General features: G+C 44.0%; 11 protein-coding genes. All 11 read left to right on the top strand.

The window, feature by feature from the left end:
* Window positions 1-2 precede the first annotated feature (2 nt).
* Window positions 3-842 carry a MetQ/NlpA family ABC transporter substrate-binding protein gene (locus TY49_RS11815; RefSeq protein WP_041966109.1) on the top strand — a complete coding sequence of 280 codons (840 nt, stop codon included), beginning with the start codon at window positions 3-5 and terminating at the stop codon, window positions 840-842.
* A 102-nt stretch (window positions 843-944) separates the two neighbouring features.
* Complete coding sequence (locus tag TY49_RS11820; protein WP_041966110.1) at window positions 945-1,316, top strand: carboxymuconolactone decarboxylase family protein; 372 nt, start codon at window positions 945-947, stop codon at window positions 1,314-1,316.
* A gap of 277 nt (window positions 1,317-1,593) precedes the next feature.
* Window positions 1,594-1,734, top strand: a complete 141-nt coding sequence (locus TY49_RS25635) for a YuzK family famiily protein (protein ID WP_167833588.1) — start codon at window positions 1,594-1,596, stop codon at window positions 1,732-1,734.
* Window positions 1,735-2,657: 923 nt separating this feature from the next.
* Entirely contained in the window at window positions 2,658-3,443 is a 786-nt protein-coding gene (gene sufC, locus TY49_RS11825; protein ID WP_041966111.1) for a Fe-S cluster assembly ATPase SufC, read from the top strand.
* An 18-nt stretch (window positions 3,444-3,461) separates the two neighbouring features.
* Window positions 3,462-4,769, top strand: a complete 1,308-nt coding sequence (sufD, locus tag TY49_RS11830; protein ID WP_041966112.1) for a Fe-S cluster assembly protein SufD — start codon at window positions 3,462-3,464, stop codon at window positions 4,767-4,769.
* Window positions 4,769-5,998, top strand: a complete 1,230-nt coding sequence (locus TY49_RS11835; protein ID WP_041966113.1) for a cysteine desulfurase — start codon at window positions 4,769-4,771, stop codon at window positions 5,996-5,998. The genes sufD and TY49_RS11835 overlap by 1 nt, the downstream gene beginning before the upstream one ends.
* Window positions 5,988-6,437 (top strand): Fe-S cluster assembly sulfur transfer protein SufU, encoded by a 450-nt coding sequence (gene sufU, locus TY49_RS11840; RefSeq protein WP_041966114.1) that lies wholly within the window; start codon window positions 5,988-5,990, stop codon window positions 6,435-6,437. The genes TY49_RS11835 and sufU overlap by 11 nt, the downstream gene beginning before the upstream one ends.
* Window positions 6,438-6,552: 115 nt before the next feature.
* Window positions 6,553-7,950: a Fe-S cluster assembly protein SufB gene (gene sufB, locus TY49_RS11845; protein WP_041966115.1), complete on the top strand. Its 1,398-nt coding sequence runs from the start codon at window positions 6,553-6,555 to the stop codon at window positions 7,948-7,950.
* 504 nt (window positions 7,951-8,454) lie between these two features.
* A complete protein-coding gene (locus tag TY49_RS11850; protein ID WP_041966116.1) occupies window positions 8,455-9,303 on the top strand; it encodes a DUF72 domain-containing protein in 849 nt (282 codons plus the stop codon).
* A 66-nt stretch (window positions 9,304-9,369) separates the two neighbouring features.
* The gene (locus TY49_RS11855) at window positions 9,370-10,740 is read left to right on the top strand and encodes a bifunctional metallophosphatase/5'-nucleotidase (protein WP_041966117.1); all 1,371 of its coding nucleotides are present in this window, start codon (window positions 9,370-9,372) and stop codon (window positions 10,738-10,740) included.
* Window positions 10,741-10,886: 146 nt separating this feature from the next.
* Window positions 10,887-11,189 (top strand): YunC family protein, encoded by a 303-nt coding sequence (locus tag TY49_RS11860; RefSeq protein ID WP_041966118.1) that lies wholly within the window; start codon window positions 10,887-10,889, stop codon window positions 11,187-11,189.
* Window positions 11,190-11,229 lie beyond the last annotated feature (40 nt).

The following is an 11,229-nucleotide window of genomic DNA, read 5'->3' on the forward strand; positions in this document are numbered from 1 at the left end:
AATTGAAAAAATGGTTATTAGCTCTATTCGTATTAGTATTAACTGCAGGACTTGCAGCTTGTGGAACTTCTGAGGATAACACATCGGGAGAAGGCGGCAAGGAAGAAAGTAAGAAAATTGTCGTTGGTGCTTCTAACGTACCACACGCAGAAATTTTGGAAGAAGCAAAAGCGCTGCTTGAAGAAAAAGGTTATGAAATGGAAATTAAGACTTTCAACGATTATGTTGTTCCAAACCAGGCACTTGATTCGGGAGAACTTGATGCAAACTACTTCCAGCACATCCCTTACCTTGAGTCTCAAATGGCTGAACACGGCTATAAGTTTGAAAACGCAGGCGGAATCCACATCGAGCCAATTGGTGTCTATTCCCAAGACCATACTACTCTTGATGACCTGCCAAAAGGTGCGCACATTATCATGAGCAGCTCGGTAGCAGACCATGGCCGTATCTTGACAATGCTTGAAAAAGAGGGCTTGATTACTCTTAAAGAAGGCGTAGAAAAAGTAAAGGCTACAATTGAAGATATCGCAGAAAACCCTAAAGAATTGAAGTTTGATACAGAATATGAAGCAGCATTGCTTCCACAAATCTTCAACAATGGCGAAGGCGATGCAGTTCTAATCAATTCTAACTATGCAATTGATGCTGGACTTAATCCATTAGAGGATTCTATCGCGATTGAGGAAAGCGATTCTCCATACGTGAACGTAATTGCAGTCCGTGAAGGAGACAAAGACAAGCCGGCAATCAAGGCGTTAGTTGAAGTACTTCACTCAAAAGAGATCCAAGATTTTATTCTTGAAAAATATGAAGGTGCAGTTGTACCGGTAAAAGAATAATGAGATAAAAGCAGGCGTGCAGCCTGCTTTTTCTTTTTGCCGAATAACCGACTGTGAAAATTAACATACTAACCGAGAAAAAAGCAGAATGGAGTGGAAGCAATGGAGCATCATTATGAACCTCGGAATTCAACGGAAGCAGCACTGCATGAATATAAGCAAGGCCTGGGTGTCTTTACGCAAAGGATGCCGGAGCTTGCCAGACATTATAATGCGTTTACTGAAGTTTGTTTTCAGGAAGGGACTTTGACACAAAAAGAAAAGCAGCTGATTGCTTTGGGGATTTCATTGTATTCACAGGATGAATATTGCATTATATATCATTTAAAAGGCTGCCTTGACCAGGGAGCATCGGAAGAGCAAATTCTGGAAGCTGTTGGAGTGACGGCTGCTTTTGGTGGCGGTGCGGCAATGAGCCAGGCAGTGACACTCGTCCAGGAAGCAATGGCCGAACTTAATACTTTGAAGCAGTAAAAGCTGTCTTATACAGCATAATGGGCTGTTAAATAACAGGAAAGGCTTCATTTGGGAGGATATTGCCAGTATTCTAAGAATGGCAGAGGTGAAGTCGCGTTAGGACCCCTTACTCCATCACATCCAAAAATTAACGGTTTTAACCGCTTTGATAGTGGTAAATAAAAGGTGTTAAGATTGCACTATCAAAAAAATCGCTTATTAAAGCGAAAAACCGAAGGGATGATTCACTATTAGTCAGCTAAAACTGAACTACACAAGTGAAATGGAAAAAGCAATGCATGGAGCTCATGGAATTAGTTACGAGGTATACAGCATGAACCATGACGCAAGAATGGAAGTCGAAAGAAAACGCGAAAGAGACTATATCAAAAGCCAACGGATGGTCGCTGACCTGGACAGAAAAGTCCACTCGTAAGCGAGAGCATATATATATAATAGAAGAAATGTTTTGGGAACCAGTGTGATTTATGCACTGGTTTCTTTATTATGTAATGTTGAATTAACCTGATCGAGATCGGTTTTCCTTAGATGTCCTTTATCAGCCGTTATTGTGACAGGTTCGGGGTGTTAGAGGGAAAAGCTGTCAAGAAAAGGCCGTTATTGTGACAGGTTTGGGGTGCCAGGACGAAAAGCTGTCAAGAAAAAGCCGTATTGTGACAGGTTTGAGGTGTCAAGACGAAAAGATGTCAGAAGTAGGATCAAGTTCAGACAGGTTTGGAGAATCAAGTGAAAAGTTGTCAGAAGTCGGTCTAACTCTCTAACTTCTCATCGGGCTGGGCCTATCCTCCGCAATTAATCCAGCAGGATACTACATTGCTTCGGCCATCTATGTACATTTTTTTATAACAGAAGGTGAAAAATAAAATGATGTACAACCTGTGAGCGGCATATCCGACTTTACATTGCTTGTTCTGGTAAAATGGAATTGTGTTTTGTCGTCGCTTGTCGCCATTCAGCGAGCTGAACGGCGGGGTGGGGGAAGTGGAACGAAGACAAGGGAATCAATGTGCAGAATTAATGTATATCAGGATTCCTGCTGATTTTTGGCTCACTTCGTGAAGCTGACGCTTCACTGGCTTTTCCGCTGACGCTGAAAAGCTGCCGAGAGTAATTGAAACGCTGCGGGCAAATACCTTTGCCCGGTCGTTTCACTCACTCTCGGCATGAACCAAAAATCAATGGCAATTATCAACAGGGTTCTTTGTTTTTCTTTCCACTTTTAAGGTGTTGCTAACACTTTTCATTTGTTATAAGATTGTAATGAGAATAAAATGAGAATAGAGTTAAAGACGGCAAAAGTCGGCTTAAAATCTTTTCTATATTGACGGAGGTAATATTATGGCAGGATCTGTATTATCAATTAAGGACCTTCAAGTTGAGATTGAAGGCAAGCAGATATTAAAAGGTGTGGATATTGAAGTTAAGGGTGGAGAAATCCATGCGATAATGGGACCAAACGGTACTGGTAAATCCACTTTGTCTTCTTCTATCATGGGACACCCTAAGTATGAAGTAACAAATGGAACAATTACGCTTGATGGCGAAGATGTTCTTGAAATGGAAGTTGATGAAAGAGCACGCGCGGGTTTGTTCCTTGCTATGCAATATCCAAGCGAAATCAGCGGTGTAACGAATGCTGACTTCTTGCGTTCTGCATTGAACAGCCGTCTTGGCGAAGGAAATGAAATTTCTCTTATGAAGTTCATCCGCAAGATGGATAAGCAAATGGAATTCCTTGAAATGGACCTTGATATGGCACAGCGTTACTTAAACGAAGGTTTCTCCGGCGGTGAGAAGAAGCGTAACGAGATCCTTCAATTGATGATGCTTGAACCAAAAATCGCAATCCTTGACGAAATCGATTCAGGACTTGATATCGACGCATTGAAGGTTGTTTCTAAAGGTATCAATCAAATGCGCGGCGAAGATTTCGGCTGCTTGATTATCACTCACTACCAGCGCCTTCTTGACTACATCACTCCTGACTATGTTCACGTTATGATGCAGGGCCGCATTGTGAAGTCCGGCGGACCGGAACTTGCACAGCGCTTAGAAGCAGAAGGATACGACTGGATTAAGAAAGAACTGGGCATCGAAGACGAAACAGTTGGGCAAGAAGCTTAAGCGTTGGGGGGATTTATAATGACTACGGAAACGAAATGGGCTTTTGACCAGGAGTACATTACTTCCTTCTCAAAAGAAATGAATGAACCGGAATGGCTAACAGAGCTTCGTGTACAATCTCTTGCAAAAGCAGAGGATCTCTCAATGCCAAGACCGGATAAGACGAAGATTGATAAATGGAATTTTACACAATTCGAAAAACTGCTCGTAAAAAGCGATGTTTTTTCATCAATCGACGAGCTTCCTGAAGATGTAAAAGCACTTGTCGACCTTGAAGCAAAGGATAGCAGCCTGTATGTTCAACGCAACAACAAGCCTGCATATCTTCAGCTTTCAAAGGAAATGCAAGAACAAGGCGTCATTTTCACGGATATTTTCACAGCGGCTCGCGAATACAGTGATTTGCTGAAGAAATATTTCATGACTGCCGTTAAGACAGATGAGCACCGTTTGACTGCTCTTCACACAGCATTCATGAACGGCGGAGCATTCCTTTATGTTCCGAAAAATGTTCAAATCGAAAATCCTATCCAGGCGATCTTCCTGCATGATGATGCAGAAGCAAACCTTTTCAACCACGTGCTTGTCGTTGCAGAAGACAATAGCTCTGTAACATACGTTGAGAACTACATCTCAACAACTGGCAAAGTGAACGGATTGGTGAATATCGTAACAGAAGCTATCACAGGCCAAAATGCTAAAATCCAGTATGGCGCAGTAGATACACTTGCTGAAGGTATTACTACGTATGTGAACCGTCGCGGTCACGCTGGAAGAGACTCCCGTATCGAGTGGGCTCTTGGCATGATGAACGATGGCAACACAATTTCTGAAAACACTACGAACCTTGTTGGTGACGGTTCATACGGCGATACGAAGACAGTTGTTGTCGGTCGCGGAGAACAGACTCAGAACTTCACAACAGCCATCATCCATTTCGGTAAAAATTCAGAAGGCTATATCCTGAAGCACGGTGTTGTGAAGGATAGCGCGACTTCTATCTTTAACGGAATTGGAAAAATCGAGCATGGTGCTTCTAAGTCAAACGCAGAACAAGAATCTCGGGTACTTATGTTAAGCGAAAAAGCTCGTGGGGACGCTAACCCAATTCTTCTAATTGATGAAGATGATGTAACAGCTGGCCACGCGGCTTCTGTTGGACGCGTTGACCCGCTTCAGCTTTACTACTTGATGAGCCGCGGTATTCCGAAGCACGAAGCAGAGCGCCTTGTCATCCACGGATTCCTTGCACCAGTTGTAAATGAGCTTCCGATCGAGGGAGTTAAAAAGCAGTTGGTTGAGGTAATCGAAAGGAAAGTTAAATAATGAACGCCCGCGAAATTCGTGAACTATTTCCGATTTTAAATCAGGAAGTCAATGGCAGCCCGCTTGTCTACCTAGACAGCGCGGCGACATCACAAAAGCCTGTGCAGGTTATCGAAGCACTGGACAAATATTATCGCGAATACAACTCCAACGTACACCGAGGTGTCCATACTCTTGGAACAAGAGCAACTGATGGTTACGAAGGATCAAGGGAAAAAGTCCGAAAGTTCATTAACGCAAAATCAATCGAAGAAATCATTTTCACCCGTGGTACCACTACAGCCATCAACACGGTAGCTGCAAGTTACGGCCGTGATCATCTTAAAGAGGGTGATGAAATTGTCATCTCCTACATGGAGCATCACAGCAATATCATCCCTTGGCAGCAGGTGGCAAAACAAACGGGTGCAACATTGAAATATATCGACTTGCAGGAAGATGGCACAATCTCACTTGATACTGTAAGAGAAGTGGTTACAGAGAATACGAAAATCGTCTCCATCATGCAGGTTTCTAATGTGCTTGGTGTCATGAATCCGATCAAGGAGATTGCCGAGATTGCCCACCAAAATGGTGCGATCATGGTTGTCGATGGCGCTCAAAGCGCTCCGCATATGAAGATTGATGTTCAGGACCTAAACTGCGATTTTTTCGCTTTTTCCGGACATAAGATGTGCGGGCCGACCGGTATTGGCGTATTATATGGCAAGAAGGCACTTCTTGAAAAAATGGAGCCGGTTGAGTTTGGCGGTGAAATGATTGATTTCGTAGGTTTGTACGAGTCAACATGGAAAGAGCTGCCGTGGAAATTCGAAGGCGGAACTCCGATCATCGCAGGTGCGATCGGTCTTGGGGCCGCAATCGACTTCCTGAATGAAATTGGTCTCGATAATATCGAGAAGCACGAACACGCTCTTGCGGCTTACGCAATGGATAAAATGTCTGAAATCGATGGCATGACCATCTATGGACCGAAGGAAGCCGGCAAGCGTGCTGGACTTGTAACATTCAATATTGATGACGTACATCCGCATGATGTAGCGACAGTACTTGATGCTGAAGGAATCGCCGTCCGCGCGGGGCACCATTGCGCACAGCCGCTGATGAAATGGCTGAAGGCGTCCGCGACAGCACGTGCAAGCTTCTACCTGTACAACACAGAAGAAGATATTGACAAGCTCGTAGCCGGACTTGTCAAAACAAAGGAGTATTTCAGCGATGTCTTTTAATAATTTAGATAACCTTTATCGGCAAGTTATTATGGATCACTATAAGAACCCTCGCAATAAAGGTGTTTTGGAAGAAGGCAGCCTGACAGTCAATATGAACAACCCGACATGCGGCGACCGCATCCAGCTGACGATGAAAGTCGAAGACGGCATGGTAACGGACGCGAAATTTGAAGGGGAAGGCTGCTCGATTTCCATGTCCTCTGCTTCTATGATGACGCAGGCGGTCAAAGGAAGACCCATCGAGGAAGCTTTAAAGCTTTCAACGGTTTTTTCTGACATCATGCAGGGAAAAGAATATGAAGAGGATGATGATCTGGACCTCGGGGATATCGAAGCACTGCAAGGTGTTGCGAAATTCCCTGCAAGGATCAAATGTGCTACTCTTGCATGGAAGGCAATGGAGAAAGGCCTCAAGGAAGAGGAAGACAGCCAATAAGAAATCATCGCATGATGATTTCTTTTCGAAACAGCTGTGGGGGATTGGCCTGCAGCGAACAACTACAAAGCGGGAAACCCCGGTTTCCCTGCTTTAAGAATGGAGGAATTCGACGATGGCTAAAAAAATGCCAGAGATCGGTGATTATAAATACGGATTTTCCGATAAAGACGTTTCCATCTTCCGGTCTAAGCGCGGTCTGACGCGTGAAATCGTTGAAGAAATTTCAAAAATGAAGGAAGAGCCCCAGTGGATGCTGGACTTCCGTTTAAAATCTTTGGAGCACTTCTACAATATGCCAATGCCTCAATGGGGCGGAGACATGGCTTCATTGAACTTTGATGAAATCACATATTACGTAAAACCTTCTGAGCGCTCTGAAAAATCATGGGATGAAGTTCCTGATGAAATCAAGGCGACCTTTGATAAACTTGGGATACCTGAAGCTGAACAAAAATACCTTGCGGGTGTTTCTGCACAGTACGAATCAGAGGTAGTATACCACAACATGAAGGAAGAGCTTGAGGATCTTGGAATCGTCTTTAAAGACACAGATTCAGCCCTTAAAGAAAATGAAGATATCTTCCGTGAGCATTTCGGAAAAGTCATCCCTCCGACAGACAACAAGTTTTCAGCATTGAACTCTGCGGTTTGGTCTGGCGGATCTTTCATCTATGTTCCTAAGGGAATCAAAGTGGATACTCCGCTTCAGGCGTACTTCCGCATCAACTCTGAGAACATGGGTCAGTTCGAGCGTACTTTGATCATCGTTGATGAAGGCGCGCACGTACACTATGTTGAAGGATGTACAGCTCCTGTTTACACAACGAACTCACTTCATAGTGCGGTCGTTGAAATCATCATCAAAAAAGACGCGTATTGCCGTTATACAACGATCCAGAACTGGGCAAACAACGTATTCAACCTTGTTACAAAGCGTGCGGTCTGTGAAGCGAACGCGACAATGGAATGGATCGATGGCAACATCGGTTCCAAGCTGACAATGAAATACCCAGCAGTCATCCTTAAGGGTGAAGGCGCACGTGGTATGACATTATCAATCGCGATTGCTGGTAAAGGCCAGCACCAGGATGCAGGTGCGAAAATGATCCACCTTGCTCCAAACACATCATCAACAATCGTATCAAAATCAATCTCAAAGCAAGGCGGAAAAGTAACATACCGCGGTATCGTCCACTTCGGACGCAAAGCTGACGGCGCCCGTTCTAACATTGAGTGCGATACGTTGATCATGGATAACAAGTCTACTTCAGACACAATTCCATACAATGAAATCCTGAACGACAACATTTCTCTTGAGCATGAAGCTAAGGTTTCCAAAGTATCAGAAGAGCAATTGTTCTATCTAATGAGCCGCGGAGTCTCCGAAGAAGAAGCAACAGAAATGATCGTAATGGGTTTCATCGAGCCATTCACAAAAGAATTGCCAATGGAATACGCAGTCGAAATGAACCGCCTGATCAAGTTCGAAATGGAAGGTTCTATCGGTTAATAATGATAGATACGGGAATCCACCTGCCTCGGCAGGTGGATTTTTTGCATGCTAAAATCATATGTATTTTACAGAGATGAAGTTTTTCTCCAGTCATATGGAAGATTTTGCGATTATGGGAGATGTTTAGCGCAATAAAAGGGTTTCATTAAGAGATTCCGTCGTTTTTCGGTGCAATTAAGGGGTTTGAGTGTGCGAATTTGCTTTAGTAGTGTGCAATTCTGGATTTGCGGATTGACATTTTTATGTAAAAAGTAGTGATTATCTAGAATTTCGTAGTGATTCGGTCTAATTTCGTAGTGATAAACATCAAAAGTGTAGTGATTCCTGGCAAAAACGTAGTGATTCATCTCAAAAACGTAGTGATTAGCAATTACCAAAGCCAACCCGTCAATAAAAAATGTGTTTTTCCCCTTTTAGAAGGGGGAATTAAGGTTAAACGAAGTCTTAGTTCTTATTCAAAAGTTAATTATGCTATCATGAAGTTAAAACGGAGGTGCACAGATGATTATTGTTGGCTTAACGGGCTGGGGAGACCATGACAGTTTATATGAGGGCAAGGTTTCCCCGCGTGATAAACTGAAGGAGTACTCCAGCCACTTTCCTGCAGTCGAGGTCGATGCCTCTTTTTACGCTGTGCAGCCTGTGAAGAATGCCGCGAAATGGGTAGATGACACACCTGACAATTTTCAATTTATAGTTAAAGCGTACCAGGGAATGACCGGGCACCAGCGCGGTGAAATTCCTTTTACTGATAAAAATGAGATGTTCACTGCATACAAAGAATCGCTAAAGCCTTATCTCGAAGCGAATAAGCACGCAATGACGCTTTTTCAGTTTCCGCCGTGGTTTGACCTGCGCAAGGAAAATGTCGATTATTTGCGCTGGTGCCGCGATCAGATGGGGGAAATCGACTGTGCGCTCGAATTCCGCAACCAGTCATGGTTCACAGATGATATGCGAGAGAAGACTCTGGATTTTATGAGAGAGGAAAAATGGATCCACAGCATCTGCGATGAACCGCAGGCAGGTGAAGGCTCAATTCCAACGGTTCTTCAATCTACATCGAAAGATAAGGTGCTTGTCCGTTTCCATGGCCGCAATATCCATGGCTGGAACAAGAAAGGAAAAGGCGAGGACTGGCGCGAAGTTCGCTATTTATATCGCTATAATCAGGCAGAACTAACAGAGTGGACAGAAAACCTGAAGAAATTAAACGAAAGCACATCACAGGTTTTCGCATTGTTTAACAACAATTCCGGCGGGGATGCTGCGGATAATGCTAAACAGATGGTTGAGCTATTGGATATCGAATATGAAGGGTTAAACCCGAGGCAGTTGGATTTGTTTTAAAACTCCAGAACCCTCCTGGCAATTTACAGGGGGGCACTTCATTTTAAAAAGAGGATGGATGGTTAAATGGAAGAAGTTATTCATATTTACCATACGAATGATTTGCATAGCCATTTGGAGCACTGGCCAAGCATCCATAAGCTACTGACTGAGCGCCGGCGCTGGCACGAGGAAGAGGGCGACGAGGTTCTTGTTTTCGATATTGGCGATCATATGGACCGCTGGCATCCATTATCAGATGCAACCAGGGGAAAGGCTAATTGCCGTCTTTTGAATGAAGCTGGCTATGATGCAGCGACCATAGGAAATAACGAAGGCATCACTCTTCCTTTCGAGGATTTGGATTCGATGTATCTGGAAAAAAATTTCGAACTGCTTGCGGCGAATCTTTTTAAACAGGATGGAAACAGGCCCGAGTGGGCGAAGCCTTATCATGTATACATAAGCAGCAGCGGGACGAGAATCGGTGTCATTGGCATTACGGTTAATTTTGCGAGGTTTTATGAACAGCTGGGCTGGAAGCTGAACGACCCGATTGATGAGCTGAAGAATTGCGTCGATCAATTAAAAGGAGAAACGGATGTTATTATCCTTCTATCGCATCTTGGAATCCATGATGATGAACTGGTTGCAAGGATGTTCCCTGAGATTGACGTCATTCTCGGCGGCCACACCCACCATATTTTACATGAGGGAAAAGAAGTTGGTTCCAGCTTACTGGCGGGAGCCGGGAAGTTTGGGTACTACACCGGGCATGTGACTTTGAAGCTGGATGGGAATACAAAGGAAATTCTACATAAGAAAGCGTTACTCTATGATATGAACGAAGCAGATCAAGCTCAGGACGAGCAGCATATGGCAGAAGGGTACTTCATGGAAGGCAAAAGGCTGATGGCAGAAAGTGTTGCTTTACTGCCAGAGGATTTAAAGGCAGACCCATTGCAGCATTCTGAGCTTTCCAAGATGCTCACTCAGGCGTTACGGGAATGGTGTGATGCCGATTGTGCGTTCATGAATGCCGGGATGATTCTTAAAGGCCTGAAGCAGGGAAATGTAACAAAGTTCGACCTGCTCGAAATTTGTCCACATCCAATCAATCCTTGCACGATCAGGATGTCAGGAGCAGAGCTGAAAGAGGTGCTCCTGCAGACCAGTGATGAAAAATGGCCACATCTCCAGATCAAAGGTCTTGGCTTTCGCGGCACCGTCATGGGCGTCATGGAGTACGATGGAATCGAGTTTCAGCAAAAAGGGAATTACACTCAAATCTTCATCAATGGCAAGCTGATTGAGGCGAAGGAACACTACACACTGGCGATTCCTGATATGTTCACCTTCGGACGCTTTTTCCCTGAGATTCAACGAGCGGAGGAAAAGAAATACTGGCTGCCGGAATTTCTCCGCAACTTGCTAGAGTGGAAGCTTGCGTCTTATTAAAATAATCCCGCATGCTTTAATGGACTTTTGTCGAATTTAATAAGCTGAAATTTCCAACCAACTTTCACCAATATCTGATCAAAATATCACGCTTTTCGCCTCTCCTTCATAGAGTGTTATTGGGATTGAAGGAAGGAGTTGTGGTCATGATCGACATGTCACCTATTGAAATAGAAGGCAGGACGTTTTTATGTATTTCAGTAAAACTGCCGAAGACAAACCTGCTTGTCGTTACAGGAGATAAAGGATACATTATGTGCGGAGCTCTGGATGTCGCACTTCTCAATGAAAAACTTAAGGGCAGGAAGGTTATTGCCGGCAGGGCGGTTGGCGTAAAAACAATCGAGGAATTGCTCGATGCCCCGCTGGAGTCTGTCACGTATGAAGCGGAGAACCTTGGTGCAACAAAAGGTATGATCGGCAAAGAAGCATTGCTGCTCATGAATTAAAAAGACAGCCTGTTTTGGCTGTTTTTTTGCTTTTATAAGA

The sequence above is a fragment of the Mesobacillus selenatarsenatis SF-1 genome (genome assembly GCF_000813125.1).
GTDB classification, from domain to species: Bacteria; Bacillota; Bacilli; order Bacillales; family Cytobacillaceae; genus Mesobacillus; species Mesobacillus selenatarsenatis.